Here is a 26,808-nt window from a genome sequence, read left to right as displayed (position 1 = left end):
TGCCCCCGTTCACATCTCGTGCTTGCCACCCGCGCTGCGCGTGGCCAGCAGGTCCCGGATCTCGGTCAGCAGTTCGGTGTCGGTGACCGGGTCCTCCGCGGTGCCCCACAGCTTCTTGGCTCTGCTGTACGGCAGCACCAGGACGAAGTAGAGCAGTGCCGCGATGATCACGAAGTTGATGGCCGCGGTGATGATCGGGCCGACGGCCACATAGGTCGCCGGTTTGTCGGCCACCAGCTGGAAGCCCAGGCCGAGCTGGCTGGTGCCGCCGAATGCGGCGAGCAGCGGGGTGATGATGCCGTCGCTGAACGCGGTGACGATGGCGACGAAGGCGGTACCCATGACCACGGCCACCGCCAGGTCGATGACATTGCCGCGCATCAGGAAATCCTTGAAACCCTTGAGCATTGCGGAAGCTCCTCTACCTGAGGGATCGAACGCAGAGTAATGGGGGTATACGGGATGCTAGTTCACCCGCGGGCCGGTTCAGTGGAACACGACGGTGAGTGCCGTCCGCAGCGAGGCCGCGGCCACCGCGGCGGCCCGCCGGGAATCCAATGCCACCAGCACGATCCGGTCGGTGCGCCCGCGCGAGTTCTCCGTCCCCGACACCAGCACCACGGCCGCGTCGGCCGCGAGCAGCCGCGCGGGACGCCCGCCCCCGCCCGAGTCCTCACCGGCCACCACGTCCACCCGGTCCCCGGCCCGCAGGATTTCGGCAACGGCATTGTCCGCCAAGCGAATCGGGACGATGCGCGCATCGGCGGACTGCGCCGCCACCGCCGCCAGCCGCGGCCCCACCACCCGGACCTCGGTGACGATCTCACCCGCCGCCAGCGCGCCCGCGAGCGTGGCTCCGCGCAGCCGTGCGGCCTCCCGCACGGCGCCGGCGGGCAGGGTCGCCGTCTCCCGCGCCGCGACCCGCACATCGCCGTCGCCCAGCACCTGTCCGGGTGGCAGATCCCGGGTGGCGACCAGGACCGGGGTGTGTCCGGCGGCGGGGTCGGCGCGCACGGCCAGAAACCCCGCCAGTACGAGCAGCGCGACCGCCCCGGCCCGCCGCAGTAGCACCGCGTCCGCCCAGATCAGGCGGCTACGGAACTCCTGCAGGATGGCTCGATACGGTCGCGTCATGCGGGGCAGCGTACGGTCGCCCCGGTACCGACAGGCCCGGGCGGAACCCGGGCTGTGGATAACGAAAAGCCTGTGGAGAAACTCGGATCAGGCGGCGGAGGTGCTGGAGCCGCTGGTCGACGCGGCCGAGGTCGAGGAGCTCGAGGCCGTGGAGCTGGAGCTCTCCGAGGAGGTGGACGAGGACTTGGCCGGCTCGGAGGAGGTCGATCCGTTGCGGCTGTCGGTGCGGTAGAACCCGCTGCCCTTGAAGACGATGCCGACCGAGTTGAACAGCTTGCGGAGCTTGCCGTTGCACTGGTCGCAGGTGGTCAGCGCGTCATCGGAGAAGGACTGCACGATGTCGAACTTGTTGTCGCACTCGGTGCATGCATACGAGTAAGTAGGCATCGGGAAACCTCCACGCTCTTCGTCGAATTAGCACTCTACAGCTGGCAGTGCCAACGCTGCCAATCGGGTGTCAATTCCCGACCCGATCTTCGAGCCGTCGCAGGCCCCCGAGCGGGGTCAGTGCCCACCCCATTCGGTGGTCGTGCGACTCTTCCGGCAAACGCTCCACCAGTTCGTCGTCGCGCACCACCGCGATCAATCGCGCGTCGGCGCGGCAGGCGCTCAGACTTCGATCGTAATAACCGGCCCCGCGCCCCAATCGAACCCCGCGGCGGTCCACCGCCAATGCCGGAACCAGAATCGCCGCGGCCTTCGCGATCCCATTCGTGACCGGCGCGCCTTCCGGTTCCCGGAGTCCGAACCGCCCGCGCCGCAGCCCCGCCGGACCGGTGTACTCGGCCCATTCCAGCGGACCGGGTTCACCGGTGACCGGCAGCAGCACCCGCGCCCCGGCGGCCCGCAGCGCGTCGAGCATGGCGAGCGAGCCGGGCTCACCGCCGACGGGCACATAGGCGCACACCCACTCCGCGTCGGCGAGCGCCCCGGCCGCCGCGGCCAGTGCCGCCGCCTCGCGCTCCCGGTCGGCGGCGGGCAGCGCCTTGCGCCGCGCGAGGATCTCCTCGCGCCAGGCGCGCTTGTCCCGCTCGTCGGTCATGCTTCCACCCTAGGGCGGGCGGGTCAGCGGTCCGAGCGCGGCCGGGTGAGGGTGAAGGTGTCGATGGCCTTCAGGTCGCTGGTCGGCCCGGTGAGGGCGTAGTAGGTGCCGGTGATGGTGGTGTTGCCGCCCGGCTGACCCGGGTCCACGTCGAAAGCGCAGAAGCCGTAAGGGTGTTCGGCGTCCTTGAAGGCCGACCAGGGCGCGTCCTCGAGGACGTACACCGGCGCCTTCTTGCCGGTGGCCGGATCCACCTCGCCGACCGCGGTGATGACCCGGCACTTGTCGCCGGGGAAGAACAGCTGATTCGACGGCGAGGAGGTGCCGCCGCCGCCGATCACCAGGTGCACGGTGCCCTTGCTGGTGTCCACGACGTCCTTACGCGTGTCGGCGGGCCTGGGGGTCAGCGTCTCGGACCCGGTCACCCCGCGCACCGGATGCGAACGCTCGTAATGGTGTTCGTGCCCGCACAGCACCAGATCGACCTGGTATCTGTCGAACAGCGGCAGCCAGTCCTGCCGGATGCCCAGGTCCGCGCCGTTGAACTTGTCGGCCGAGGAGATGGCGACCTGGTGCATGAACACCACCACCCAGTCGATGCCCCGGTCGGCCCGCGCCCGGGCCAGTTCGCCCTCCAGCCAGCGTTTCTGGGCGCCGCCCGAGTAGCCCCTGACGTAGGAGTTGCCGCCGTCCTGCAGGCAGATGTCGTCATTGGCGACCGCGATCACCCGCACGCCGCCGACGGTGAACGAGTACCACAGGCCCTTGGCGTGGTCCTCGCTACCGGAGTCCGGGACGGTGAAATAGGTCTGGAACGCCTGGTATCCGATGGGCCCGTTGCCGAGTTCGTTCTCGTGGTTGCCGGGCGCGGGCATCCAGGGCCGGTAGCGGGCGGAGCGAGAGTTGTTGGCCCACCAGTCGTTCCAGGTGCGGATGCGGTCGGTGGCGATATTGGCGTAGCAGAGGTCGCCGTTGACCAGGTTGAACAGCGGGGCCAGCGATTCCACCGCCGAGGTGACGTCGCCGGCGTACTGGGAGCCGAGGTTGTCGTTGAGGGCCTTGCCGTCGACGATCTTGCCGACGGTGGGCGTGCCCTGGTCGCCGAAGCTGGTGAACCGGAACTTGGCGCGGCCCGCGGGCGCGGTGCGGATGGTGCCGAGTTCGGGCGGCGCGCCGTCGTGCCCGGCGGCGTACACGTAGTCGGTGCCGGGGGACAGGCCGGTGATCCGGGCGTGGTGGGCCTGAATCTCGATGCCGGACTTGGCATCCCGGTAGGTCCGGGTCTCGGCCTGCACGCTCTTGCCGAAGCCGGCGTCGGCGGTGCCGTAGCGCACGGTGGGTTTGGTGACCGATCCGGTGGTGTGCCAGCTGACCACCACCTCGCGGGTGGTGTCGGATCCGAATTGCAGGTGCAGGCCCGCGACCCGGGGCGCGGCCGCGCGGTCGGGGGTGGTCACCAGTTCGGCCGAGCGCGGCCACGCCTCGGAGTTCGATGCGCCGCCGCGCAGCGCGACCGCTCCGCCGGTGCCGACCGCGAGCCCGGCCAGACCGGCCACCGCGGACGCGCCGAAGAGCCGGCGGCGGCTCAGCCCGCGCGCGGCGTCGGGCGAGTTCGCAGCGGATGCGGCCGGGTTGTCCGAGGTGGAATCGGGGCTGTGGGAATCCTCACGATCGGTCATAGGTGTCAGCTAACAACCGTTGGGTACGTCAGAGGTCACAGTGCGGCGAACTTGAAATGAAATGAACAGGTCGGTCTGCCAGTTCCGCTCCGGTCCGGCGTTCGGTGGGCTCCCGACGCTCCCGCCCCTTAGGCTCTCGGGGATATCGAGGCGGCCCTGAGCCGGTCTCGGGCGTGTGACGGATGGATAGGGTGAATTCATGACAGCTAATGGCGGCGGAGCCGAGTCGTCGAACGGCGGCGCAGCCGAGTCGTGCTTCCGTACCGCGGTGGTTCCCGCGGCGGGGCTCGGCACGAGGTTCCTGCCCGCGACCAAGACGGTGCCCAAGGAGCTGCTGCCGGTGGTCGACACCCCGGGCATCGAATTGGTCGCCGCCGAGGCCGCGGAGTCCGGCGCCAATCGGCTGGTGATCGTGACCTCGCCCGGAAAAGACGGTGTGGTCGCACATTTCGTCGAGGACCTGGTGCTGGAGAGCACCCTGGCCGAGCGCGGCAAGTTCCATCTGCTGGAGAAGGTGCGCAAGGCGCCCGCGCTGCTGGACGTGACGTCGGTGGTGCAGGAGGAGCCGCTGGGCCTGGGTCACGCGGTGGCACAGGCGGAATCGGTGCTCGACGCGGACGAGTCCGCCATCGCGGTGCTGCTGCCCGACGACCTGGTGCTGCCCGGCGGCGTGCTCGAGCTGATGGCCAAGGTACGCAGCACCTACGGCGGCTCGGTGCTGTGCGCCATCGACGTGCCGAAGGAAGAGGTCAGTGCCTACGGCGTTTTCGACGTCGAGGAGCTGCCCGGCGGCCCGCAGGACGTGCTCAAGGTCAACGGCATGGTGGAGAAGCCCGCCATCGCCGACGCCCCGTCCACCTTCACCGCGGCCGGGCGATACCTGTTGGACCGCGCCATCTTCGACGCGCTGCGCCGCATCACCCCCGGCGCGGGCGGTGAGCTGCAACTGACCGACGCCATCGCGCTGCTGATCGCCGAGGGCCACCCCGTACACGTCGTGGTGCATCGTGGGTCGCGACACGATCTGGGGAACCCGGGCGGTTATCTTCGAGCAGCGGTCGATTTCGCTCTGGAACGCGAGGAATACGGTCCCGCCCTGCGGGAGTGGCTCGAGCAGCGGCTCGGGTCCGGCTGGAATCCCCAGCTGACCTCGTACGAATAGCCGCAACGGGCAGAAGTGAAGGACAGGCGCCGGGGTCGCGTGGGCGGCTCGGCGGGCGACACGTCGACGGCGGCGGGCGAGACAACGGAAGGGCGGCATGCGCTCGGTTGAGGATCAGCAGATCAAGGTGACCGCTGCGGCCGTGGCCCCGCGGCCGGTCCGGGTCGCGATCAGCGAGGCCCAGGGACTGCTGTGTGCCGAGGACGTGGTGACCGAGCGTCCACTGCCGGGCTTCGACCAGGCCGCCATCGACGGATACGCCGTGCGCAGTGTGGATGTGGCCGGCGCGGGCGCGAATATCCGTGACGAGGACGGTAATTCGGTGCACCTGAGCCTGCCGGTGGTAGGTGAGGTGGCCGCGGGCTCGCGGCAGCCGATCCGGCTGCAGCCGCGCCAGACCGTGCGCGTGGACACCGGCGCGCCGCTGCCCACCCTCGCCGATGCCGTGCTGCCGCTGGAGAACACCGACGGCGGCCGGGCCCGGGTGAAGGTCTACGAGTCGGTGCGCTCCGGTGATTACGTGCGCCGCATCGGCGACGATGTGCAGCCCGGCGATCTGGCCGTGCGCGCGGGCACCATCATCGGCCCGGCCCAGGTGGGTCTGCTGGCCGCGGTGGGCAAGGACAAGGTGCTGGTGCATCCGCGGCCGCGGCTGTCGGTGCTGTCGGTCGGCGGCGAGCTGGTCGACATCGACCGCACCCCCGGACCGGGCCAGGTCTACGACGTGAACTCCTACGCGCTGGCCGCCGCCGCGCGCGACGCGGGCGCGGACGTGAACCGGGTCGGCATCGTCAGCTCCGATCCCAAGCGGCTGCGAGATGTGGTGGAGGGCCAGCTGGTTCGCTCCGAGGTGGTCGTGATCGCGGGCGCGGTCGGCGGCTGGGCGTCGGAGCAGGTGCGCGAGGCCCTCGAGGGCCTGGGCGAGCTGGAGATCACCCGGGTGGGCATGCATCCGGGCTCGGTGCAGGGTTTCGGCCTGCTCGGCCGCGACGAGGTGCCGACCTTCCTGTTGCCGTCGAATCCGGTTGGCGCGCTGGTGGTTTTCGAGGTCATGGTGCGTCCGTTGATCCGGATCGCGCTGGGCCGCCGCCATCCCATGCGGCGCATGGTGCGGGCGCGCACCATCCTGCCGATCGCCTCGATTCCGGGCCGTCGCGGGTATCTGCGCGCGCAGCTCATGCGCGACGAGCAGACGGGCGACTACCTGGTGCAGCCGCTGGGCGGCCCGAACGGCGCGTCCTCGCATCTGCTGGCGACCATGGCGGAGGCCAACAGCCTCATCGTGATCGATCCCGAGGTCACCGAGGTGCGCACCGGTGACGAGGTGCAGGTCGCGTTCCTTGCGCAGCGAGGGTGAGGCCCGACATGATCGGTCAGGGCCCGGAGGCGGCAGCGAGCGTAACCATGGAGGGCCTCCGAGCATGTCGAACGGGCACAGCGTGAATGTCTTCCGGACCGCCCAGCATCCGGGCTGGCCGGCGCATCTGGGGCCGGTGCGGGTCGCCGCGGGCATCGTCACGCTGCGCCCGATCCGTTTGCGTGATGCCTCCACCTGGAGCCGGATTCGCATCCGGGACAGAGACTATCTGGAGAAGTGGGAGCCGACCGGCCGCGGCCCGTGGGAGGCGCGCAACCACTCGAGCAACTGGCCCGCGCTATGGTCGGCGCTGAAGGCCGAGGCCCGGCGCGGCGCCATGATCCCGTTGGTCATCGAGGTCGACGGCGTGTTCAGCGGGCAGCTCACGGTGGGCAATATCGTGCGCGGCGCATTGCGTTCGGCGTGGATCGGCTACTGGGTGTCGAGCGAGCTGAGCGGGCAGGGCGTGGCCACCGCGGCGCTGGCGCTGGGCCTGGACCACTGCTTCGGTGAGGTGGGCCTGCATCGGATGGAGGCCACGGTGCGGCCGGAAAACCTTGCGAGCCAGGCGGTTCTGCGCAATGTCGGCTTCCGCGAGGAGGGCCTGCTGGAGCGCTACCTGGATGTCGACGGGGCCTGGCGCGATCACCTGCTGGTCGGCATGACGGTCGAAGAGGTCTCAGGAACGGTGGTGGACAGGCTGATTCGCGCCGGACGCGCCACCAGAGCCTGATAACTCGCTGTGTATTTCGGCGGCCCGATTACCGCCTCTGCCTGCGCCTCACCGGAATTGCCCCGCGAAATCGGGCTTCCGGGGCCCGACCCGGAGAACAACCGAAGGGTCGGCTGTTACTAGTGTTACTTGTGTGGTCGGCGCGCCTGTGGGGAATTACCCCGGTGTGGAATTAACCTACGGACGCCGGTGGTGCGTCTGTGTGCCCACCGGTAGGCGCTGCGGTGCACGTCGAAGGGACTATGAGCTGGGCGGGACGGAGGTGTGACGGCAATGCCGAATTCGATCTTGTGGATCGGTTTGGTGGTGCTCTGGGTCTTCGTCCTGTTTCCGATGCTGGCCAACCGTCATCCCCGTATCCGGCAGCACACCGACGCCGCGCTCTCCACGCGGATCCTGCATCGCGGTGGTGCCGCACAGCGCACCAGGAAAGGTCCGGCGACCGGACATGACACCGACCCGGACTACGTGCCGGTTCGCAGAAAGCTTCAGCACCCGAGCGAGGATCCGGAGGATCGGATGACCAGATCGGACGACGCCGCTGCATCGGACGAGAAGGAAGTCGACACCGAGGCTGCGCCCATCGCCGAAGCGCAGACGCCGACCGCCGAAGTGCCCGGGCCCGAGGGGGATTCGGCCGACGGTGTCGAGGCGGCGGATATCGCGGCCGAATCCGAGTCCGAGCCGGCCGAGTCCGAGACGCTCCCCGAAACCGCCACGGCCGAGGGTGAATCCGAGAACGATGGGGCGGTGGCAGACGACGCCGACCGCGAGGCCGAGCGCGAAGAACGGCAGGAGGCGCCCCAGCGCGCCCGCACCCCCGCGCTGCGCGAGCCCGATCCGGCACCGGAACCGGAGCCCGAATCCGACGACGAGGATGCGGATTTCGTGCCGTCCCGCCGTGGCCGCGGCGGTTTCGACCCCGAGGCCGACGCCGCCGCCCGGGCGGCCCGCTACACCTTCCGTCAGCGCGCCGTGCTGGGCCTGGTGCTGTCCACCCTGGTCCTGGCCGCCGCCGGTGTCGCCGTCTCGGCGGTGCTGTGGTGGCTGTGCGCCCTGTCCGGCACGGTCCTGGTGGCGTACCTGGGTTACCTACGCAGACAGGTCCGCATCGAGGAGGACATCCGCCGCCGCCGCGCCGCCCGCCTGGCCCGCAAGCGCGCCGAGGACGACGAGGAGGAGTCGCGCCGCGCCGAACGCCCGCGCCCGGATCGCGAGCAGACCCGTACCCAGCTGCGCCGGGCGGTCCTGGTCGAATCCGATGACGAGGACCCGCTGTTCGAGCACCTGGAGCTGTTCGACGCCGCGGCCGCCCGTGCCACCCGCCAGCGCGCCGCCGGCGCCCGCGAACGCCACGCGGTGGGCGAGTAAGACCTACCGGACACAGTGCGAGGGCTCCCCGAGCAATCGGGGAGCCTTTTGCTGTGCGGGCAAAGTCTTGCTGTGCGGGCAAAGTCCACGTTAATAGGTTTTTGCTATTTCAGAAAGACTCTGTTCCTATCGAATTCGCGGTGGCGGGCGCGGACATCGAAAAGGCCCGGCACTCGGCCGGGCCCTTTCGACGATGCGGAGCAGCGCTGTGACGATGCGGAGTAACGCTATTCGGTGTCGGGCATTCGCCCGGCAAGCGGAATCTGGCGCTCGATGAGTTCGGCCAGTGTCCGCAGTTTGGCCGCGAATTCGCGGGCCGCGACCGGATGGTCGGTGGAGCCCTTGACCACCTTCTGGGTGAGCGCGGTGAGGCGCGACTCCACCGAGCTGAACAGATCGGGTGTCTGCGTCTGCTCCTCGATGAGCTCGCCGCGCAGCCACGCCCGCAGCCGCTGGACCACCGTGCCCTCGTCGTAGTCGTCGGGCAGTACCGCGACCGCTTCGCGCAGCTTGCCCGCGGTGACCTTCACGTCGGCGGCCAGCGTGGTGTAGACCGTGACCGCCGCGTCCTCGCCGTGGGCCGCGGCCACCGGCAGCAGTTCGCGGATCTGTCCCTCGTTGATGGCGGGCGCGAGCGGGTGCAGGCGGGAGGCCAGCGGCCAGGCCCGGATCAGCTTGTGCGCGTACGACCGCTGCATGTCCCACCGCTTCTCGACGTACTCGTCGAAGGTGGCGTGATCGGCGCGGTAGAGCCGCCCGTCGCGCACGATCTGCAGGGCGCGCCCGGCGGTCCAGAAGGCCACCCGCAGCGCGTCGATGGAGGACTCGCAGAGCTCGAGCTGATCGGATTCGGTCCGGCTGAGCGGTCCCTCGCCACCCGCACTGGGCAGCGGCAGGTCGAGCACGCTCGGCGCGGGCTCGACCTCCGGCGGGGCGACCGCCCGGACCGGCGCGGATTCGGACGGTGCCGAAGCGACCGGGGCGGCAACCGGTTCGGGTGCGGTCGCCACCGGTTCGGGCTTTGCCGGGGCGGGTGCGGCCGGCTCTGGAGCCGGTGTCGACTGCGCTGGTTCCGGTGCGGATATCGCCGAGTCCGCCTCCGGCTGTGCGGGTTTGGCGGGCGCCATGAGCACCGTGGTCGCGGCCTGGGACAGTTTGGGGGTCCGCGGCCATTTCGCGTCGCGCAGCGGCGAGACCGGGGGAGTGTGCTCGGCCTCGTCGGAGAGCGGGTTGCGGCCCAGACCCCCGCCGATGGAACTCTTGCGGCGCTGGGGCGGCATCAGGCCGACACCTCCGCCGGCATGCGAGCGGACTGCGCGGCCTCCAGATAGGGCCGTATCAATTCGTCACCGACGGCGCGGTATTCGCCGAGATCCTCGATCGGATTCTCGGCACCGTCGCCGACTTCACCGTCGGCAGCTTCGCGGTACCACTTCCAGGCGCTCACATAGGATTCGAATACGTCGTATTCGGCGCCCTCCAGATTGGCGCGCTGCGTGCGGTATTCGGTGGAGACATTGACGCCGTTCTTCATGGTGACCGGCACCTTGGTCATGAGCACCCGCACCCGGATGGCCTTTTCGTGTTCGGCGGCCGCCTCTTCCGCGGCGCGATAGGTACTGGGCACGCGTTTGACCTCCGACGGGCTGACGCTGGTGACGAGAACGAGCTCATCGCTCACCGGGACGGCGGCCTTGAAGATGTCGGCCGATTCACCGCCGGCGTCGACGATGATCACGTCGTAGTTCGCGGAATTGTCGGTGATGCAGTCGTTCACGTGCCGGGACGGGAAGGCGAGCAATTCGAAGGGAATGCCGACCTCGGCCCGCTGTAGCCGCCGATACCAGGAGTAACCGGTCTGGCTGAGCGGGTCGGCGTCGATCACGAGCACCCGAAGTTCGTGCACCGTGGCGAAATACGAGGCGAGAAAGAAGGCGGAGGTCGTTTTACCCACGCCGCCTTTGAGATTCCCCAGTGTGACAACCAGGGGCTCGGGAAGATTCGGTAGCGCACCGGATTTGGTCATCGATCATCCTCCTGATGATGGGGAGGGCTGTTTTTCCGTCGATCAGTCTCACACGGGCGCGCGTCCAGGCGCGCGAAGGCTCGCGCGATGTCGTCGAAATCGATGAAAATCGGCTGTGTCCAATTGGACACAGCCGTCAATGTTTACTGTTTCGTTATCGATAACACGCATGTCACTCATTGCACCCTGTGCAATTCCGGCGAAATATGCACTCTCGGATCTGCTGCAGTACCGAAGAGTTCGATTGTGATGGACGGAAACCGAATAGCTTTCACGGCTTGATCGGAGGACGACCGCTCATGGAAACCAACGGTGATAGACAGAAGGTTCGAGTTCTACCGCGGCTGAGCCTGCGGGCCCTGGCGACAGGAGTCCTCGGCGCGGCAGCCGTCGGAGCAGCCCTGCTGTTCACAGCGGGCCAGGCGCACGCGGCGCCGGTCTCGGTCCCCGGTATCGGGGAAATCGAGATTCCCACCGAGATCGCGACCCAGTTCGGCCTCGCTTCCGTGCCGAGTGTGGATATCACGCTGCCGAATGTGGATATCGCTCCGCCGAGTGTGGATATCGCGCCACAGCCCGCGGTCGGCGAGACCTCCGCCGTCGGCGCGGCGGATGCCTCGCGCATGGTCGGGATTCCGGGACATATCACTATCGCCCCGGCCGACCCCGTACCGGATCAGATTCCGGTCCAGGCGCTTTCGCCCGTGCCGCTGTACCCCGTGATCCCGGCTCCGGAATCCCGCTCGGTGGTGGTGGCCGGTCTCGGCACCTTCGCGGTGCCCAGCAGCCTGCCCCCGCTGGTCGGAATACCCGGCGTGACCGATCCCGCGGCGCCCCGTGCGCCGGTACCCGCAGCCATGCCGAAGAAGACCGTCGGCGAACGCGCCGTGGATGCCGCCCGCACCAAGCTCGGCGCAACCTACAGCATGGGCGGTGATGGCCCGGACACCTTCGACTGCTCGGGTTTGGTGCAGTGGTCGTATCGTGAGGCCGGAGTCGAAGTGCCGCGCACCAGTTATTCACAGTTGGCCGCCGGAACGCCGGTGTCGGTGGACGATCTGCAACCGGGTGATCTGGTCTCCTATTACGGCGGCGGCCATTCCGCGCTGTATCTCGGTGACGGAAAGGTCATCCACGCCAGCGATTACGGTTCCGGCGTGAAGGTCTCACCGCTGACCGCCATGCCGATGGCCGGCGCCAGACGCTTCTGATCAGGGCCATCCGACCGCGGACGCGCGGCCGAGGAAGTCCGGATACCCGATCCCGCCGGTGCCCGCCCACAACTGCTGGGCCATGACCGGCAGCCGGGCCCGCAGCGGAGCGACGATCTGCTCCGGAGTCAGGGCGGCAGGATCATCGCACCAGAGGAAGAGCATGGAGCCACGCAACAGCGGGCGATCGGAATCGGGCAGCCGCTGCCCGTTCACGAAAAGCCCCGGGTCCCAGGCCCACAGCAGTTCCGGTGGAGCGTTGAGCGCCGCGGCCGGCCCGCCGGTCGTGAAGTACGTGGGCGTGAAGGCCGCATTGAGGACGGGATGCCCGTCCCGGGTGAAGTCGGCGGGTGTGCGACCGCCGGGCAGCCACGGCAGCCCACCGGCGCCGGCCGACCAGTACTGCACCACCAGTTCGGGTTTCGGTGCCAGGACACCCGGATGGTCGAAGCCGTCGTTCCAGACCCTCGGCGTCTTGCCGAGCGATTCGACGAGATCCGCGGCCCAGTTGGCGAAGTCGATGATGATATCGCCGGGTGCGGCTCCCGGGCCGAAAGTCCGTGTGGCGTAGTTACCCAGCTGGGGATAGCGCGTGTAGTCGGAAATGTACTCGTCACAGCCCAGGTGCCAGTAGCGCCCGGGGAACAGAGGTACGAACTCGTGCAGAATGTCGCTGATCAACTGGTGGGCACCGGGATTGGTGAGATCGATCTTGCCGCCGGCCCCGCCGCCGATCGCACTGTCCAGCACCGCGTCCTGCGGTGTGGTGCGGGCCGGGCGCAGAACCAGGTCCTGATGCTGGGCCAGGATGGCGTTCATGTGGCTGGGCATGTCGATTTCGGGCACGATCTCGATGCCGAAAGATCTTGCATAGGAGAGGATTTCGCGAATGCCGTCGGCGCTGTAGTGCTCGGGCGAGGTGATCTCCGGGTGCATGGCGCTCGCCAGCCGGAAGCCCTGTGAGTCCGACAGGTGCAGCTGCACCAGGTTCATCCGGAGGTACGCGGCGTCGCGGATGCGGGCCTTCACCCAGTCGACGGGAAAGAACTCGCGCCCGGTGTCGAGCATGAGCCCGCGCTCGCTGTAGTCCGGCCGGTCCTCGGCGACGCCGCCGGGCAGGGTGCTGGTCTGCCGCAGCCATTGCAGGGCGGTCTGGGTGCCGTGCACGATGCCGGTCGGGCTGTCGGCGGTAATGGTGAGCCGGTCGCTGACGGCGATGCGATACGACTCCGCGGCCGGGTCGTCGATATCGCCTGTGCGCAGTACGATATCGCCCGGCCGGTCGCTACCGGTGGCCAGGGAAATCGGCTTTCCGGCCCGGATCAGGTCCTCGGCAAGGTGTTCCGCGATTTCGGTGGAGCCGCCGTCGGCGATAATTCGGGGTTCGGAGCCGAGAACGAATCCGGGCTTATCCGATCCGATCGGGGCCCAATGCTGAATACTCGGGACAGTTGCTGGAAGTGGTTGTGCTGCAACCGCATCCGCGTGAATCACGGACATATGGACGAAAGTCCAGGAGGTTGCCAGCGCGAGACCGGCGGCGAGGCGGCGGAAATCGCGACTGGGGCGAATCGAAATCCCGGGCACGGCCACAATTGAACCCTCCGAACCCCTGATACGTCATACGATGCAGGGATTTACCGGCCGACATGGACGAGGTGCGACATGGGGATCAGGAAACCCGCTGCGCTCGCCTGCGCGATGCTCGCCTGCGCGGCGCTGTCGTCTTTCGCCGCGGCGCCGGCCTCGGCCGCGCCGGTCTGTCCCGGTGCGGGACAGCCGACCGCGGTGGTGGCCTCGCTGCCGGGCGCCGCGCTCGAGGGGCTGAGCATCGACCCCGCCGGGCGGGCGTTCGTCACCGATCTGGTCAGCGGGCAGGTCTTCCGCATCGACGCGCCGGGTGCGCCCGCGGTGCCGATCGCCAAGGTGCCCAGTGGCGGCGCGGGCGCGCTGGCCTGGCTGCCGGACGGCCGGCTGCTGGTCGGCTACGGCGCGGATCCCCGGGTGTTCGTGGGTGATGCGTTGCGGCAGGCCGGGATCGTCACCGTCGACCCGGACACCGGGGCCGTGGCTCCCTTCGCGACGGGCCTCTCGGCGGCCGACGGCATGGACGTGACGCACGACGGAACCGTCTATGCCACCAATGATTTCGGTTCCCTGGTGGGCCGGGTGCACCCGAATGGCGTGGTGCAGTCGAACTGGGCGAGCTTCCCCAGCGCCAACGGCGCGGTGCTCGATCAGGACGACTCGTACCTCTACGTGTCGCGCACCTTCGTGAACCCGGGCGTGAGCCGGATCCCCACCAATGCCCCGTGGGCCCCGCAGTCGCTACTGGACCTGTCCGGCGGTGACTTGCTCGCCGCGCCCGACGGGCTGACGCTGGATTCGCTGGAACGCCCGGTGCTGCCGTTCAATTCGTCCGGCCAGGTGGTCCGTATCGACGCCCCGGGGCAGTACTGCGTGCTCGGCTCCGGGCCGCAGCTGACCAGTGAGGTGCAGTACGGCCGTGGCGGCCAGGGCTTCTCGGCCGGGCGGCTGTTCGGCATCACCTTCAGCGGGATGGTCTACGAGATCCCCGGCGGCTTCGACCCGGATGCCCGGACCGCGGCGTCCTGACCGACCGGTTCGGTCAGTAGCCCGACGATCATGGCGATGATGCTGTCCCGGGCATCGGCGCGCTCGGCCGCGGTGGGCAGGTCCTGGCGTTCGTAGTCGGCGAGCAGGGCGAACATGACGGTGGTCATGGCCTGCAGCCGGTACCGGCGCTGCGCCGGGGTGCTGTCGGGCATGGCGCGGTAGAGCCGCGCCACCAGGACTCGTGTTGCGGCCCAGCGCTTCTCGTGCAGGTTCGGTCCGGTCACAGCGGGATGCGCGCGCGCCTGCTCGAGGAATCGCGCGTAGTGCGTCGACCCCTCGGCGTAGGGCACGTCGAACATGGGCCCCACCAGAATCGCGACCAGCGCGGCCACGCTGTCCGGCGCACCCGCGGCCTCGTGCTCGGCCAGCAGTTCGGTGCGCCGGGATTCCAGTGCCGGTTGATGCCGTTCGATGATGGCCGCGATGAGCCCGTCCCGGGAACCGAAGTGGTAGTGCACCGCGGAGTTGTTGCGCTGTCCCGCCGCCACCGCGATATCGCGCAGGGCCGCGTCCGGTCCGCGTTCGGCGATGGTGCGCTCACCGGCGAGCAGGATCAGCTCGCGCGCGTCAGGACTGTTCACCGGGGTCACTATAGGGCGGGGCCGGGCTGTAGCGATTTCCCGGTTCGCGGCGAAACGGTACTATCGTGCCCCTTCGGCATGTACCGCCCCGTACCGGGCGGACGCAGGCAGCGATGACGGTGGTGATATTCGATGACGCGACGGGATTTCCGGTCGCGCCGGGCCACGGTGGACCTCGCGCTGGTGGTGCCGCTGAGCGGTCCCGCGGGCATCTTCGGGCCGTCCTGTGAGGCCTGTGCGACGCTCGCCGTGGAGGACATCAATGCCGTCGGCGGCATTCTGGGCCGGCCGGTCCGGCTGCACCCGGTGGACGCCGGCGCGCCGCTGCCGGTGCTGGCCGCGCAGATCGACCGGATGGTGAGCCGGGGCATGATCGACGGGGTGGTCGGCTGGCACCTGTCCAATGCCCGCAAGGTGATCACGCCGCACACCGCGGGCCGGGTGCCCTACGTCTACACCACCTTCTACGAGGGCGGCGAGGATTCCGACGGCGTCTACATGGTGGGGGAGACGCCCGACCAGCAGTTGTTCCCCGCGCTGCGCTGGTTCCGCTCCGAGCTGGGGGTGCGGCGCTGGTGCGTCGTCGGCAACGACTACGTGTGGCCGCGTGAAACATCCAGGGCCACTTGGGAATTCGTGCGCAGCACCGATATCGACGTGGTCGGCGAGGTGTTCGTCCCGCTGGGCGGCCGCGATTTCACCGCCGCCCTGAACCTGATCCGGCGCTCGCCCGCGCAGGGGGTGCTGGTGTTCATGGTCGGCGCGGACTGCGCGGCCTTCAATCAGGCCTTCGCGGCGGCCGGGCTGGACGACGGGCGGCTGCGGCTGAGCATGATGATCGGCGAGGACGTGCTGTACGCGGGCGGTCCGGACAGCGCGCGCGGATTGTTCACGGCCTGTGGCTATTTCGAGAGTCTGGTGTCGCGCGAGGGCATGGCGTTCGGCGGCCGTTACACGGCCCGCTTCGGGCAGCTGGCCCCGGCGCTGAACAATATCGGCGAATCCTGCTACGAGGGCCTGCTGCTGTTCGCCTCGCTGGCGGAAGCTGCGCGCAGCCTGGATGTGCGGGTCATCGAGCGCGAAGCGGCGCGGGTGAGTTACGGGGGTCCGCGCGGCGAAGTGCGGGTGCGCGGGGCGCACACGACCCAGCCGGTGTACCTGGCGGGGACGGATGTCATGGACTTCAGCGTGATCGCTGATCTGACCGGGCTCTGAATCGGCTGTCCTCGTCCGCCGTTCGCCCCCGGGCGGCTCGTTCGAATGAGGGCGAACGCTACGTTGCGTTCACAACGATGGCAATGCGGAGATGCCATCATGGACAGGATAACGACTGTGTTACAAGGCAATTCGTGTCTCTCCGCGACCATATCCCAGGCCGATTCTGCACGTGGTGTGTTGCAATAGGGTGAGCCGCGCCGCCTCGGCGGCATCTGACGAAGGAGCCGCTTCCGATGCCCGGAGGAAGACTCAGCCAGGAGGATCGCCGTCTCATCGCCGCGGGGCTGGCCCATGGGCTCGGCTATGCCGAGATCGCCCGCCGCCTCGAACGGCCGACGTCCACCGTGAGCCGCGAGGTGACCCGCAATGGCGGGCCCGGTCGCTATCGCGCCGATCTGGCGCAGGCCGCCACCGTGGTGCGCTCACGCCGGCGCGTGTCCCGGCCCAGACCCGTCGAAAAGCCCGCTGCCGTCGATGAATACGGCCGCAACCCGGTGTTGCTGGCCGATTTCAGCGCCCAGTTCGCGGCGTTGTTCGCGCAGTCCGGCATGCCGCGCATGGCGTCGGCGGTGCTGGCCCGCCTGTACGCCGCGGACTCGGGCAGCCTCACCGCCGCCGAGCTGGTGGCCCGGCTGCGGGTGAGTCCCGCGACGGTGTCCGCGGCCGTGGGCTACCTGCAGGAGCAGGCGCTGATCCGGCGGGACCGGGATCCGGGCAGTCGTCGCGATCGCTATGTGATCGACGAATCCGCCTGGTACCGAGCCACTCTCGCGGGTGCGCGCACCAATGAGCGGCTGGCCGCCACGGCGCGCGACGGCGCCGGCGCACTGGGCTCGGCCACGCCCGCCGGGGTGCGGCTGCTGGGCATGAGCGAGTATCTCGAGCGGGTGGGCCTGGATATGGTCCGCTCCGCCGAACGCTGGCGCGCACACCTGGCCCGGTGAGCCGCAATCGAGGCCTACCGGTTGAGCCGCAATCGAATCCGGCCCGGTAGCCGGCCTAGAGCGCGGATGCTCCGGGTGGTGAGCCGCGAAATGGATTCGCGACGGCAATTCCCGGGAATCTGCGGTGAATGCGATCCACATACCGGCGCACCGTGGAGAGTTCGGCACTGATCGACTGCCGGGCTTCGAGGGTGGGTGCGGTCTGCAATCGCCGGGTCAGTTTGACTACATGCCTTTCCAATTCGTCCAGGAAGATGCGGGCCTGAGCTAACTCGGGATCCTCGCCGGCGTCGGGATTGTCGAATCCCCTGTACTGCATATCGCGGAAGTATTCCACGCAGCCGGGCTCCGCGTCGCGCAAATGGATTGCGTCTAGGCCGAATTCGCGGCGCGGAGGAATGCGTGCGCCGCATCGAATACCCCGGCGGGGTCTTCGAGCTGCGGCCAGTGCCCGATCCGGTCCAGGCTCACCACATCCGGGTCGGCGACCAGTTCGCGGTAGCGGGCCACCATGTGCGCACCGGAGTTCGGGTCGAGCGGGCCGTTGATCAGCCGCATCGGAATCTCCTTGCGCAGCAGCGGTTCGACCCAGCGGTCGCGGTAGGTGGTGCGCTCGGCCACGAAGCGGCCGACCAGATGATTGACGAAGCGGCCGTTGCCATAGAACAGCACCTCCTGCAGTGTCCGCATCTCGTCGTCGGTGGGCTTGGTGTCCGGGCCGAACACCTCGCGCACCGCGGGCGCGATGACCCCGCCGGTCATGAGCGGGCCCACCAGATGACCGAGGGGTGTGCCCAGCAGCTTCTGCACCAGGCGCGGGCGATACGCCTCCACGAACAGCCCGCCGTTGAGGAACATCACGGCCCGGATGTCGGCCGCCGCGGTGCCGTCGAGGCGGCGGGCCAGCAGCTCCTGCGCCACGCTCACGCCGAGATCGTGTGCCAGCAGCAGGGTTTCGCCGATGCCGAGCTGCCGCAGCAGGGCCTCGTGCATATCGGCGTGCTCGAGCACGCTGTAGTGGTGGCGAATGGGCTTGTCGGAGAAGCCCATCCCGAGCATGTCGGGCGCGATGACGTCGTAGTGGGCGGTCAGGTCCGGCCAGATGCGATGCCAGTCGTAGGAGTTGAAGGGATAGCCGTGGATCAATAGCAGCGTCGGTCCCTTCCCCTCCCGGATGTAGAAGATCCGATGCCCGTCGAAGTCGAAGTAGCTCCCCCGCGACATCCACTCCGTGAGTTCCGCTCGCATTTCCGTCTCCCGCCCATCGCCGGTATACCGATCGTTCTCATCCTGCCGCATCCTCCGCCGATCCACCACGTGTGCGCACGCCGACACGGCATCGAGTAGCCTCGCCAAGCGAGCTGCCCCGGCGCGATCACACAATGCCCGTGTATCGGCCCGGGGTGTTCGGATCCCCGCACCGCCCCCGACAGGAATTCGAATGGCCATCAGTTACCTGGAATCGATCATCGTCGGCGCGCTCCAGGGGGTGAGTGAGCTCTTCCCGGTATCCAGCCTGGGCCACAGCATCCTGCTGCCCGCCTGGGTCGGCGGTAAATGGGCCGACGATCTGAGCATGTCCGCCAAGGACTCCCCGTATCTGGCGCTGCTGGTGGCCATGCACGTCGCCACCGCGCTCGCCCTGGTGATCTTCTTCTGGCGGGACTGGGTACGCATCGTTCAGGGGCTGTGGGATGTGGTGCTGACACGCCAAATACGCACGCCCGAAGCGAGATTGGGCGTACTGCTGGTGATCGCCACGATTCCGGTCGGCCTGGCCGGACTGCTGCTGGAGAAGGCGGTCCGCAACTATCTCGGCACGCCCGTTCCGACATCGATCTTCCTGGCGATCAACGGCTTCGTACTGCTGTCGGCCGAGCTCATGCGCAAGCGTGAACACGAACCCGAGTTCCAGCTCGCCAGCCCCACCGGTCGCACCGGCGACCTCTCCATGGAGGACACCGTCGTGCTCCCCATGACCGATCCGGCCCGCGCCTCCGATGTCCGGCTGTCCCGCCTCGGCATACGCGACGCCACCCTGATCGGCGCCGCGCAGATCGCCGCCCTCTTCCCCGGCATCAGCCGCTCCGGCAGCACCATCGTCGCGGGCCTGTTCAAGGGCATGCGTCACGAGGATGCCGCCCGCTTCGCGTTCCTGCTGGCCACGCCGGTGATCCTGGCGGCGGGCGTGCTGAAGATGCCGGAGCTCTTCAAGCACGAGAACCACGCCATCCTCGGCCCGGCCTTCGCGGGCAGTGTGGTCGCGGGCGTCCTCTCCTATATCTCGGTCAAGTTCCTCACGGCCTATTTCGAGACCAAGACCCTGACCCCGTTCGCCATCTACTGCCTGGTCGCGGGCCTGGGCAGCCTGGTCTGGTTCACCATCCGCTGAGCCGGAACCGGCGAGCTTCGGAAACGAGCATGCGCTGGGGCGCCACCCTTCCGGGTGCGCCCCAGCGCATGCTCGTTTCGCCGGTGGCTCAGTGCGTGGGAGTGGTGGTCGGCGGTGTCGTGGTGGTCACCGGGGGAGTGGTGGTGACCGGAACCGTCGTGGTGGTCACCGGCGGGGTGGTCGTGACCGGCGGCGTGGTGGTCGCCGGGGTGGCCGCGTCCGGGGTGACCGTGGTGGTCGGCGGCGGCGTCGTCGTCGTGGTGGCGGGCGTCGTCGTGGCCGGGGTGGTGGTTCCGGCGGCCGGTGTCGTGGAACCGGTTGCGGGAGTGGTGGTTCCGGACGTGGCGCTCGTCGGCGCCGCGGCCAGCACGTTGGGGGCCGTGGTGGCGGTCGGGGTCAGCGTCTTCGGGTTCAGCTGGCCGGCCTGGGCCTCTTTGGCGAGCTCGGTGAGCCACGCTGCGGCGTACTCCGCGGAGGTCAGGGGCTTGCCGTTGTCCGGGTTGGAATCCCGCCAGTAGTCGAAGTGGTGACCGGTGCCGTTGGGGCCGAGGGTCAGGTTGTACGGGTCGCTCAGGAGCACCGGGATGGTGTTCTGGTTGGTGGTGATCAGGCCGACGACCTCGTTGAAGACCTTCTGCGGCAGGTACGCCAGCGGCGACATGGTCTCGGCCTGAATCGAATCCGCGGCCACCGGGGTCGGGTTGTCCTGATTCGGCTTGTAGCCCGGCTGCGAGACCTTGAGCAGGACGTCGAGGAAGGTCTCCTTGCTCGTCCACCAGCCCGGGTCGTGCGCGATGTCGGCGAAGGCGTCACCGGCGATCTTGCCCAGCACCACCGCCACATCCATGCCCGTGGTGGGGGTGAGGCCGTCGCTCTGCATCTGGTCGGCATTGATCTGGCGGCCGACATTGATGGCCAGCTGGAGCAGCGAGATGTTCTTCGGCGCGGCGCAGGTGAGGTCGCCGTCGGAGCAGAAGGAGGCGATCCGGCCGTTCAGCGCGCCGAAGTCACCGGACTGGTCCGGCAGTGCGCCCTGGCCGCCGGCGACGTCCTTGCCGGTCTGATAGCTCTGGTTGAAGTTGTCGGGGTGGCTGGGGTCCTTCGCGCCCGGGAACGGACCCTCACCCGCTGTCCGGCCCGAGTCGGCGAGAATGACGACACCGGCCACATTGCCCGGATCGACGATCCCGTACTTGCCGTCCGCCCCGGCGCTCTGGTGCCCGACATCCATGGCGACCCGGCGCGCGACATCCGCGCCCTCGCTGTAGCCCACGATGGCGTACTTGGTGTTGGGGCAGGCCGCGGAGATGTCGCGCATCACCTGCTCGGTATTGGCGACACCCGTGTTCACGGCGTCCTCGTAGCTGTTCAGGTTCGCCGGATAGGAGACGTACACGGCCCAGTACGAGTTGGAGTCGACCGATCCGCCGGGCGCGTTCACCACCGGATCCACCCAGTGGCTCTGGTAGTCGTCCGACAGGGCCGCGGGCAGCTCGTTGCCATTGGCGTCGACCAGCATCTTCGTGGTGCCCTGCTGCGGCGAGTCGTTGCGCCCGGCCACCGAGATGGTCACCATGTCGTGACATTCCGTGACCGAGGCCTTCAGCGCCGGATCGGCCTGCTTCGAGTCCGGCGACGACGTGATCGCGAACGTGGCCGCGACCGCTACCGCCACGCCCAGCGTCGCCGGCGCCGCCACCGCCGACGCGATCTTATGTCGTTTCATGAAGCCACGAATATCCATGCCCGAATCCCCATCTCACCCCGACAAGTGAACTGTCAGGCCCTGCGCGCACCCGGGCCGTCTACCACCGGAGACGTCGTCACAGGAGATTCGAACGTTACTTGATCGAATGAGTCGTTACCGCACCAGGACCTGGGCCGGGCCCGGCGCAGGGGCTGGACCAGCGAAAACGCGGTTACCCGCACCCGGTTCCGGTGGACCGGTCGGGTGCGGTAACGGGTGTGATCCCGGCGTAATCGGGCGGGACTAGGGCGCGTAGCGGAGGATGGCCGCCGCGTGTGCGCCGTCGGGAATGTCGTCGCCGCGGACGGCCAGCACGCGGCCATTGGAAAGGAGCACGCGCCTGGAGATTTCGTCGAGGACGCCCGGGGCCTCGCCGTCGCCGGTGGCGGCGGCGAGCGCGCCGTCCTGGGTCACGGCGCCGGGAACCGACGCGTCGATATCGACGAAGAGGGTGTGCACGATGCCGTAGGTGGCGGCGCGGGCGATGTCGGAGAGATCGATGACGCCGCGGCCGTCGCTGCGGCGCTTCTCGAATTCGCTTCGGACATCGGCCAATTCGGCGGCGTAGTGCTGATCGAGCAGCTGCCGGGCGCGGGCCGCGAGGTCGCCGTCGGAGAGGTGCTCGGGATTGCCGGGAATGCCCTCGGCCAGCAGCAGCGGGTAGCTGTCGACCGAGCGGTACAGCGAATCCGTCGGTTCGGCGGCAGCCAGGATGAGCGGGATGTCGTGACCGGCCAGCACCGGCCGCAGCGCCTGGTCGACGGCCCGGCAGAACTGCCGCACCCGCACCTTGCGGCCCTCGCTGCCCTGCAGGCGGCCGTGCGGGCTGCGGCCCAGCGGCGGCAGATCCAGGTACTTGTTCAGATCGGTCGGGAGTCCGGCGACCGCCACCTCCTGGGCCGGGCCTTCGGCCGCGACCTCCACCAGCCGCACCGCGTTCTCGGACAGGGCCAGCACGAAGGCGGTTTGCGGGAAGGTCACCGCCCGCAGCAGCGGTTTGATGTAGAAGCGGTCGCCGAGGGTGGCGCTGGGTTCGAGCCGGTTCGGCAGGCGGTAGGTGCGCATGCCCTCGGGCGTGGCGTGCACGGCCAGGGTCCGGGACTGGAAGCGCCAGTAGTCCTCGTCGTCGACGAGGTCCGCGAAGGCGTCGGTCAGCGCGATCCGGGCCTGCTTGTCGGTGACCCGGTCGAGCACCTCTTTCACCTGGTTCTCGAAGGCCAACCGGTTCTTGTCCGGGGTCGGGGTATCCGCCTCGGTCGGGGTGTAGACGGATACGCACCACGGTCCGGTGGTCGACGCCAGCGCCAGTATCTCGCCGCGCGTGGGGATATCTGTATGCAGCATGCTCACCCTCCACGGAGTCGATTTCCTCTGCCCAGTCCAAGGTAGCTGACACGTTGCTACACCTGGACTGGGCCCGCATCGCCGGCGTCGGCCGGGGCCCGATGGGCCGGGTCGGTCAGGCCCCGATGGGCTTGCCGAAGAAGGAGGCGAAGGTCTCGCCCAGGGTGTCGCCGAGGGTCTGCAGCTCGCCCGGGGTGCCGAGCATGGACGGCATGTCGGTGCTGGAGCAACCCGGTTGCGCCGCAACGCCGTTCAGCCGATCGAAGAGCCACATGAGAGCTGCGGGGCCGCCGGTGACCTCGGCCAGGATGTGCTCGCTGGCCCAGTCCCGGGTGTAGGTCACCTGCGCGTCGGGCTGCTGGCAGTAGGTGTCGACCAGCTGGTTGGTCGAGGGCAGCGGGAGGATCTCGTCCCAGTGCGAGTGCCAGATGAACAGCGGCATATCGGGCAGGCTCTTGCCCAGGCGGGTGTCCTCGAGCATGGCCTGCACCGCCGGTTCCTGCAGCGGGTCGGGCGAATTGATCATGCCGGTGATGTTCAGGAACGGCAGCAACGCCGTCTGGTACTGCACGCAGAACGGGGCCTTCACCGTCCGCAGCAACTGCCCGAGCGGATTGAGCTTCTGATCGAGCAGGGCGTTGAAATCCGGATACTCGCGCGACAGGCCCAGCACCGCGCCGAGCACCAGGCCCGCGGTCGCCTGGTTGTTGGCCATGAGCAGGGTCGCGCCCAGGTCCGCGCCGGTGCCGCCGGACGCCGCGCCGACGATATTCAGTTCCGGCGCATAGGTTTTGCGCAGTTCGGCGGCGTGCATGGTGGGCATGGATCCGCCCGAGTAGCCGTAGAGGGCCACCGGCGCGCCCGCGCCGACCTCGAGCGGCGCGAAGGAGGTGGCGGCGCGAATGCCGTCGAGGGTGATGCGGCCGCCCAGCGGGCCCGCCGCATAGGCCGAATTCGGGCCCTCGTGATCGGGGATCACCACCGCGAAGCCCTGCTGCAGCGCGGCCTGCGCGAACAGGAACTCGGCGGGCGCGACGATCTGCCCGACGAACGGCGCGGCCGAAAGATGTTGCAGCGCATAGGAGGGGCTGCAGTATCCCTGGGTCGAGTCCTCGGCGATCTGCACCGAGAGCAGCTTGCGCGGCGCCGGCGCGACCCCGCGCGGCTTGATGAGGGTGGCCACCGCCGGGATCGCCTCGTCGCGACCGTTGTTGGAGCGGTAGGAGACCTGCCAGGCATCCACATTGAGCGGGATCAGGCCGAAGTTGGCGAGGTTGACCTGCCGGGCGGCGATGATCTCACCGGGCGCGGCGGCCGCCACCACGTCGGCGGGCGGCTGGTAGAAGCCCGGATCGAGTTCCGGTGGCAGCGGCAGGATCTGCGCCGGCTGAATCGAGGGCAGGACGGGCGCGGCGGGATCGGCCGGCGCCGGTCCCACGGTCAGTCCCGTCACCACCAGTGCACTGATGGACACCGTCCCGAGCCGCAGTAACCGCCCGGTCAGTCGCCTGGTCTTCATCGACCCACTTCCTCACCCTGATCCCCATTGTGAGACCACATAGTCTCAATATTGTCGAGCTCACTTTGTCACAGTTGTGACCCGGCTCGCAATATGCGCGCGTGGCGGAATCGGCATATATATCCGGGCGCGACCATCTCGACCCTTGCTTGGAGTGCACTCCAGCTGTTTAGGGTCGGAGAACATGAGCAAAGTGTGGTTCATCACCGGTGTATCAAGGGGTTTCGGGCGGGAATGGGCGCTCGCCGCACTGGAGCGGGGGGACCGGGTCGCGGGTACCGCGCGCGATCTGAGCGCCCTCGACGAGCTGGTCGCCAAGTATCCGGAGACCTTCCTGTCGCTGCGGCTCGACGTGACCGACCGCGCGGCCGACTTCGCCGCCGTGCAGCAGGCGGCCGACCATTTCGGACGCCTCGACATCGTCGTGAACAATGCCGGCTACGGCCAGTTCGGCATGATCGAGGAACTCACCGAACAGGAGCTCCGGGATCAGCTGGAGACCAATGTGTTCGGCGCGGTGTGGGTGACCCAGGCCGCGCTGCCCATCCTGCGCGCGCAGGGTAGCGGCCACATTCTGCAGGTCTCCAGCATCGGCGGCATCTCCGCCTTCCAGAATCTGGGCGCCTACCACGCCTCGAAGTGGGCACTCGAGGGCCTGTCCCAGTCGCTGGCACAGGAGGTCGCGCCCTTCGGCATTCATGTGACCCTCATCGAGCCGGGCGGCTTCGACACCGACTGGGCCGGTCCGTCCTCGCGGCACGCCACCCCGAATCCTGCCTATGACGGTTCCCGTGCGGCCCGCGCCGCCCAGCGTTCGTCGGTGCGCCGCGGTGACCCTGGGGCCACCGGCCAGGCCATTCTCGCCGTGGTCGACGCCGACGAGCCCCCGCTGCGCATTTTCCTCGGCGAGATTCCGCTGGCCATCGCCACCGCGGACTACGAATCGCGCTTGGAGACCTGGCGTAAGTGGCAGCCGATTTCGGTTGCCGCCCAGGGCAACTGAGTCGACGAACCCGACCCGGCCGGTCAGGCGGCCGGGCCCATCCTCCGGAGAGGCATCTCCGGCGGGGCCCGGCCGCTGACCGGCCGGCCTTGTCCAGTATGGCCCGAGCCTTCGCGGTGCGATTCGTTGAACGGAGTCTCGCCGCCGGATAACTACAGTGAGTCCGATGACAGGTAAAGGGATGACGAGAAAGATCGCGACTCTTGCCGTGGCCCTCGCAGCGGTCGGCCTGCTCGGCGCTTGCAGTAGCAACAGTAGCGAGCCGATCCCGGCCACCACCTCCGGTGCGGCGCCCACCTCGGCATCCGCGGCGGTCACGCCGGGCTCGCCCGCCGCCATGCTGGCCGCCACACCCTGGGAGACCACCTCCGCGACCGACGCCCACGGCGCCGCGGTCCCCCTCACCGACGACAATGTCAAGAACTACGTCGGCTTCGCCTACTTCAAGTCCGACGGCACCTTCACGATGTTCAACCTCGACGACACCCCGAAAATGCACGGCGACTGGTCCGTCTCCCCGGACGGCAGAACTCGCACCATCGTCGCGAAAAATGATGCGGGCCAAGAACAATTCACCCGCGTGGTCGACATCGTCACCTTGAACGACAAAGACTTCACCTACCGCGTCTATCCCACGGCCGACGACAAGACCGTCTACTTCGACATCATCCACACCCCGACGACCCACCCCGAACCCGCCAGGTAATCCGCGGTCCGGCCGACGAATGCCGCCCGCGTCGTCTCTTGATGCCGCGGGCGGTGCGGTCGATTCGCACCGCTGTGTGCCCTATCGGGACGTCGTTGCCGCCCAGCAATTCCCGTGCCCGGTCCGCCGGTTCAGGTCGGCGCGGAAGGACTCGATGACCGGCGCCAGCTGAGGGCGCGGCACCGGCGTGGATGCTGGAAGGCGAACTGCTGGGCCAGCGCGCCACCCCAGGAGAGGCCGAGGACATCGACCTGCCCGTGGATGCCGAGTTTGCGCAGCAGCTCGCCCAGTACCGGGCGAGATACGAAAATCCGTACGGCAGCGGCGAATCGGGCGAGCCGCCGGTGCCCGGCACATCGAACCGCACCACGGTGGTCCGGGGGTCGAGGGCGGCGACCAGCGGATCGAGCACCTCGAACGCGGCCCCGATCCCGTTGCACAGCACCAGCGGAACACCCTCGCCCCAGTGCACCCGGACCCGAATCTGCTGTCCCAGTACGGGAATGAGCCGCTGCTCGACGTCGTCGGCGGGCATCGGCGTGCTCACGGGTAGAGCACCACGACATCGGCGACGCAGGCGGGGCGGTTGCTGCCGTCGATCTCATAGGTGAGGCCGAACACCGCCTCCACGCCGGAGGTCTTCCGCTGGGCCGTGTTCAGCGTCACCACCGCCCGAATCTTGGACCCCACCGGCACCGGCGCGGGGAAGCGGACCTTGTTCAGGCCGTAGTTCAGCGCCGCGGTGAGGTCGCGGATCTCGAGGACGTCGGCGATCATCACCGGCGCCAGCGAGAGCGTGAGATAGCCGTGCGCGATGGTGCCGTGGAAGGGCCCGTCGGCGGCCCGCCGCGGATCGGTGTGGATCCATTGGTGATCGCCGGTGGCGTCGGCGAACAGCTGCACCTGTGGCTGGGTGATCTCGATCCATTCGGTGGTGCCGAGCTGCTGTCCGGTCAGGCCGATCAGGTCGGCGGGTGAGCCGAGTCGTGTTGTCACGGTATG

26 protein-coding genes and 1 pseudogene are annotated in these 26,808 nt (G+C 68.7%); 11 read left to right on the top strand and 16 right to left on the bottom strand.

Translation table 11 applies throughout. The annotated features are described in order from the left end of the window. Positions 1-9 precede the first annotated feature (9 nt). The 5 genes from mscL to ACFXIV_RS10265 all read right to left on the bottom strand — a co-directional run bounded on the left by mscL (position 10) and on the right by ACFXIV_RS10265 (position 3,855). Positions 10-408, bottom strand: a complete 399-nt coding sequence (mscL, locus tag ACFXIV_RS10285) for a large conductance mechanosensitive channel protein MscL (RefSeq protein ID WP_379397351.1) — start codon at positions 406-408, stop codon at positions 10-12. Between the two features lie 78 nt (positions 409-486). After that, positions 487-1,134, bottom strand: a complete 648-nt coding sequence (locus tag ACFXIV_RS10280; RefSeq protein ID WP_379397353.1) for an SAF domain-containing protein — start codon at positions 1,132-1,134, stop codon at positions 487-489. A gap of 87 nt (positions 1,135-1,221) precedes the next feature. Next, positions 1,222-1,521 (bottom strand): FmdB family zinc ribbon protein, encoded by a 300-nt coding sequence (locus ACFXIV_RS10275; RefSeq protein WP_354836259.1) that lies wholly within the window; start codon positions 1,519-1,521, stop codon positions 1,222-1,224. Between the two features lie 70 nt (positions 1,522-1,591). Then, on the bottom strand, positions 1,592-2,176 hold the full coding sequence (locus ACFXIV_RS10270; RefSeq protein ID WP_379397355.1) for a 5-formyltetrahydrofolate cyclo-ligase: 585 nt from the start codon (positions 2,174-2,176) through the stop codon (positions 1,592-1,594). A gap of 23 nt (positions 2,177-2,199) precedes the next feature. Further along, entirely contained in the window at positions 2,200-3,855 is a 1,656-nt protein-coding gene (locus ACFXIV_RS10265) for a fibronectin type III domain-containing protein (RefSeq protein ID WP_379397357.1), read from the bottom strand. A gap of 199 nt (positions 3,856-4,054) precedes the next feature. Between ACFXIV_RS10265 and ACFXIV_RS10260 the strand changes: the two genes are divergently transcribed. The 4 genes from ACFXIV_RS10260 to glpR all read left to right on the top strand — a co-directional run bounded on the left by ACFXIV_RS10260 (position 4,055) and on the right by glpR (position 8,478). Further along, the gene (locus tag ACFXIV_RS10260; protein ID WP_364614446.1) at positions 4,055-5,017 is read left to right on the top strand and encodes a UTP--glucose-1-phosphate uridylyltransferase; all 963 of its coding nucleotides are present in this window, start codon (positions 4,055-4,057) and stop codon (positions 5,015-5,017) included. A gap of 97 nt (positions 5,018-5,114) precedes the next feature. Further along, on the top strand, positions 5,115-6,374 hold the full coding sequence (gene glp, locus ACFXIV_RS10255; protein ID WP_364614449.1) for a gephyrin-like molybdotransferase Glp: 1,260 nt from the start codon (positions 5,115-5,117) through the stop codon (positions 6,372-6,374). A gap of 64 nt (positions 6,375-6,438) precedes the next feature. Beyond that, entirely contained in the window at positions 6,439-7,107 is a 669-nt protein-coding gene (locus tag ACFXIV_RS10250; RefSeq protein ID WP_379397358.1) for a GNAT family N-acetyltransferase, read from the top strand. Between the two features lie 273 nt (positions 7,108-7,380). Continuing rightward, positions 7,381-8,478: a gephyrin-like molybdotransferase receptor GlpR gene (gene glpR, locus ACFXIV_RS10245; protein ID WP_379397360.1), complete on the top strand. Its 1,098-nt coding sequence runs from the start codon at positions 7,381-7,383 to the stop codon at positions 8,476-8,478. Between the two features lie 227 nt (positions 8,479-8,705). On the opposite strand, the gene ACFXIV_RS10240 is transcribed toward glpR, so the two are convergent. Both ACFXIV_RS10240 and ACFXIV_RS10235 read right to left on the bottom strand, forming a co-directional pair. Next, the gene (locus tag ACFXIV_RS10240) at positions 8,706-9,758 is read right to left on the bottom strand and encodes a hypothetical protein (protein ID WP_379397362.1); all 1,053 of its coding nucleotides are present in this window, start codon (positions 9,756-9,758) and stop codon (positions 8,706-8,708) included. After that, positions 9,758-10,504, bottom strand: coding sequence for a ParA family protein (locus ACFXIV_RS10235; protein ID WP_379397364.1), 747 nt, complete (start codon positions 10,502-10,504; stop codon positions 9,758-9,760). Before ACFXIV_RS10235 ends, ACFXIV_RS10240 begins: the two co-directional genes overlap by 1 nt. Before the next feature lie 299 nt (positions 10,505-10,803). On the opposite strand from ACFXIV_RS10235, the gene ACFXIV_RS10230 reads away from it, so the two are divergent. After that, the gene (locus tag ACFXIV_RS10230) at positions 10,804-11,715 is read left to right on the top strand and encodes an NlpC/P60 family protein (RefSeq protein WP_379397366.1); all 912 of its coding nucleotides are present in this window, start codon (positions 10,804-10,806) and stop codon (positions 11,713-11,715) included. Here the strand turns inward: ACFXIV_RS10230 and ACFXIV_RS10225 are convergent, their stop codons facing one another. Further along, a complete protein-coding gene (locus tag ACFXIV_RS10225) occupies positions 11,716-13,302 on the bottom strand; it encodes a family 20 glycosylhydrolase (RefSeq protein ID WP_379397368.1) in 1,587 nt (528 codons plus the stop codon). Positions 13,303-13,380: 78 nt separating this feature from the next. Between ACFXIV_RS10225 and ACFXIV_RS10220 the strand changes: the two genes are divergently transcribed. Continuing rightward, positions 13,381-14,331, top strand: coding sequence for an SMP-30/gluconolactonase/LRE family protein (locus ACFXIV_RS10220; RefSeq protein ID WP_379397370.1), 951 nt, complete (start codon positions 13,381-13,383; stop codon positions 14,329-14,331). Here ACFXIV_RS10220 and ACFXIV_RS10215 read toward each other — a convergent pair. After that, positions 14,280-14,933, bottom strand: coding sequence for a TetR family transcriptional regulator (locus ACFXIV_RS10215; RefSeq protein WP_379397372.1), 654 nt, complete (start codon positions 14,931-14,933; stop codon positions 14,280-14,282). The two genes, ACFXIV_RS10220 and ACFXIV_RS10215, sit on opposite strands and share 52 nt — an antisense overlap. A 132-nt stretch (positions 14,934-15,065) precedes the next feature. On the opposite strand from ACFXIV_RS10215, the gene ACFXIV_RS10210 reads away from it, so the two are divergent. Both ACFXIV_RS10210 and ACFXIV_RS10205 read left to right on the top strand, forming a co-directional pair. Continuing rightward, positions 15,066-16,148: a substrate-binding domain-containing protein gene (locus ACFXIV_RS10210; RefSeq protein ID WP_379397374.1), complete on the top strand. Its 1,083-nt coding sequence runs from the start codon at positions 15,066-15,068 to the stop codon at positions 16,146-16,148. Between the two features lie 236 nt (positions 16,149-16,384). Next, a complete protein-coding gene (locus tag ACFXIV_RS10205) occupies positions 16,385-17,095 on the top strand; it encodes a helix-turn-helix domain-containing protein (RefSeq protein ID WP_379397376.1) in 711 nt (236 codons plus the stop codon). Between the two features lie 55 nt (positions 17,096-17,150). Here the strand turns inward: ACFXIV_RS10205 and ACFXIV_RS10200 are convergent, their stop codons facing one another. Further along, a complete protein-coding gene (locus ACFXIV_RS10200; protein ID WP_379397378.1) occupies positions 17,151-17,414 on the bottom strand; it encodes a hypothetical protein in 264 nt (87 codons plus the stop codon). Between the two features lie 53 nt (positions 17,415-17,467). Next, a complete protein-coding gene (locus ACFXIV_RS10195; RefSeq protein WP_379397380.1) occupies positions 17,468-18,343 on the bottom strand; it encodes an alpha/beta fold hydrolase in 876 nt (291 codons plus the stop codon). A gap of 187 nt (positions 18,344-18,530) precedes the next feature. On the opposite strand from ACFXIV_RS10195, the gene ACFXIV_RS10190 reads away from it, so the two are divergent. Beyond that, entirely contained in the window at positions 18,531-19,487 is a 957-nt protein-coding gene (locus ACFXIV_RS10190; protein WP_379421245.1) for an undecaprenyl-diphosphate phosphatase, read from the top strand. 88 nt (positions 19,488-19,575) lie between these two features. Here the strand turns inward: ACFXIV_RS10190 and ACFXIV_RS10185 are convergent, their stop codons facing one another. The 3 genes from ACFXIV_RS10185 to ACFXIV_RS10175 all read right to left on the bottom strand — a co-directional run bounded on the left by ACFXIV_RS10185 (position 19,576) and on the right by ACFXIV_RS10175 (position 24,097). Continuing rightward, a complete protein-coding gene (locus tag ACFXIV_RS10185) occupies positions 19,576-21,231 on the bottom strand; it encodes a cutinase family protein (protein WP_379397382.1) in 1,656 nt (551 codons plus the stop codon). A 246-nt stretch (positions 21,232-21,477) separates the two neighbouring features. Further along, positions 21,478-22,578 carry a hypothetical protein gene (locus tag ACFXIV_RS10180; RefSeq protein WP_379397384.1) on the bottom strand — a complete coding sequence of 367 codons (1,101 nt, stop codon included), beginning with the start codon at positions 22,576-22,578 and terminating at the stop codon, positions 21,478-21,480. Between the two features lie 115 nt (positions 22,579-22,693). Beyond that, on the bottom strand, positions 22,694-24,097 hold the full coding sequence (locus tag ACFXIV_RS10175; protein ID WP_379397386.1) for a lipase family protein: 1,404 nt from the start codon (positions 24,095-24,097) through the stop codon (positions 22,694-22,696). Positions 24,098-24,281: 184 nt separating this feature from the next. On the opposite strand from ACFXIV_RS10175, the gene ACFXIV_RS10170 reads away from it, so the two are divergent. Together ACFXIV_RS10170 and ACFXIV_RS10165 are read left to right on the top strand one after the other, a co-directional pair. Beyond that, on the top strand, positions 24,282-25,100 hold the full coding sequence (locus tag ACFXIV_RS10170; protein WP_379397388.1) for an SDR family oxidoreductase: 819 nt from the start codon (positions 24,282-24,284) through the stop codon (positions 25,098-25,100). A 166-nt stretch (positions 25,101-25,266) separates the two neighbouring features. Next, complete coding sequence (locus tag ACFXIV_RS10165) at positions 25,267-25,806, top strand: DUF4822 domain-containing protein (protein ID WP_379397390.1); 540 nt, start codon at positions 25,267-25,269, stop codon at positions 25,804-25,806. Positions 25,807-25,976: 170 nt separating this feature from the next. Here the strand turns inward: ACFXIV_RS10165 and ACFXIV_RS10160 are convergent. Then, positions 25,977-26,341 (bottom strand): annotated as a pseudogene (locus ACFXIV_RS10160) (alpha/beta fold hydrolase); the annotation flags it as partial. A gap of 8 nt (positions 26,342-26,349) precedes the next feature. Next, positions 26,350-26,802: a MaoC family dehydratase gene (locus tag ACFXIV_RS10155; protein WP_379397392.1), complete on the bottom strand. Its 453-nt coding sequence runs from the start codon at positions 26,800-26,802 to the stop codon at positions 26,350-26,352. Positions 26,803-26,808 lie beyond the last annotated feature (6 nt).

It is taken from the genome of Nocardia sp. NPDC059236, assembly GCF_042754085.1.
Taxonomy (GTDB): Bacteria; Actinomycetota; Actinomycetes; order Mycobacteriales; family Mycobacteriaceae; genus Nocardia.
This window is presented reverse-complemented; position numbering and strand designations above follow the sequence as displayed.

Excerpts from the sequence above, each read along its gene's own strand:
- glpR (WP_379397360.1), top strand. The coding sequence starts at position 7,381 with ATGCCGAATTCGATCTTGTGGATCGGTTTGGTGGTGCTCTGGGTCTTC.
- ACFXIV_RS10195 (WP_379397380.1), bottom strand. The coding sequence starts at position 18,343 with ATGCGAGCGGAACTCACGGAGTGGATGTCGCGGGGGAGCTACTTCGAC.
- ACFXIV_RS10210 (WP_379397374.1), top strand. The coding sequence starts at position 15,066 with ATGACGCGACGGGATTTCCGGTCGCGCCGGGCCACGGTGGACCTCGCG.
- ACFXIV_RS10170 (WP_379397388.1), top strand. The coding sequence starts at position 24,282 with ATGAGCAAAGTGTGGTTCATCACCGGTGTATCAAGGGGTTTCGGGCGG.
- ACFXIV_RS10235 (WP_379397364.1), bottom strand. The coding sequence starts at position 10,504 with ATGACCAAATCCGGTGCGCTACCGAATCTTCCCGAGCCCCTGGTTGTC.
- ACFXIV_RS10275 (WP_354836259.1), bottom strand. The coding sequence starts at position 1,521 with ATGCCTACTTACTCGTATGCATGCACCGAGTGCGACAACAAGTTCGAC.
- ACFXIV_RS10200 (WP_379397378.1), bottom strand. The coding sequence starts at position 17,414 with ATGCAGTACAGGGGATTCGACAATCCCGACGCCGGCGAGGATCCCGAG.
- ACFXIV_RS10270 (WP_379397355.1), bottom strand. The coding sequence starts at position 2,176 with ATGACCGACGAGCGGGACAAGCGCGCCTGGCGCGAGGAGATCCTCGCG.
- ACFXIV_RS10250 (WP_379397358.1), top strand. The coding sequence starts at position 6,439 with ATGTCGAACGGGCACAGCGTGAATGTCTTCCGGACCGCCCAGCATCCG.
- glp (WP_364614449.1), top strand. The coding sequence starts at position 5,115 with ATGCGCTCGGTTGAGGATCAGCAGATCAAGGTGACCGCTGCGGCCGTG.
- ACFXIV_RS10165 (WP_379397390.1), top strand. The coding sequence starts at position 25,267 with ATGACAGGTAAAGGGATGACGAGAAAGATCGCGACTCTTGCCGTGGCC.
- ACFXIV_RS10205 (WP_379397376.1), top strand. The coding sequence starts at position 16,385 with ATGCCCGGAGGAAGACTCAGCCAGGAGGATCGCCGTCTCATCGCCGCG.
- ACFXIV_RS10265 (WP_379397357.1), bottom strand. The coding sequence starts at position 3,855 with ATGACCGATCGTGAGGATTCCCACAGCCCCGATTCCACCTCGGACAAC.
- ACFXIV_RS10280 (WP_379397353.1), bottom strand. The coding sequence starts at position 1,134 with ATGACGCGACCGTATCGAGCCATCCTGCAGGAGTTCCGTAGCCGCCTG.
- ACFXIV_RS10180 (WP_379397384.1), bottom strand. The coding sequence starts at position 22,578 with ATGCTGCATACAGATATCCCCACGCGCGGCGAGATACTGGCGCTGGCG.
- mscL (WP_379397351.1), bottom strand. The coding sequence starts at position 408 with ATGCTCAAGGGTTTCAAGGATTTCCTGATGCGCGGCAATGTCATCGAC.
- ACFXIV_RS10185 (WP_379397382.1), bottom strand. The coding sequence starts at position 21,231 with ATGGATATTCGTGGCTTCATGAAACGACATAAGATCGCGTCGGCGGTG.
- ACFXIV_RS10260 (WP_364614446.1), top strand. The coding sequence starts at position 4,055 with ATGACAGCTAATGGCGGCGGAGCCGAGTCGTCGAACGGCGGCGCAGCC.
- ACFXIV_RS10230 (WP_379397366.1), top strand. The coding sequence starts at position 10,804 with ATGGAAACCAACGGTGATAGACAGAAGGTTCGAGTTCTACCGCGGCTG.
- ACFXIV_RS10175 (WP_379397386.1), bottom strand. The coding sequence starts at position 24,097 with ATGAAGACCAGGCGACTGACCGGGCGGTTACTGCGGCTCGGGACGGTG.
- ACFXIV_RS10220 (WP_379397370.1), top strand. The coding sequence starts at position 13,381 with ATGGGGATCAGGAAACCCGCTGCGCTCGCCTGCGCGATGCTCGCCTGC.
- ACFXIV_RS10240 (WP_379397362.1), bottom strand. The coding sequence starts at position 9,758 with ATGCCGCCCCAGCGCCGCAAGAGTTCCATCGGCGGGGGTCTGGGCCGC.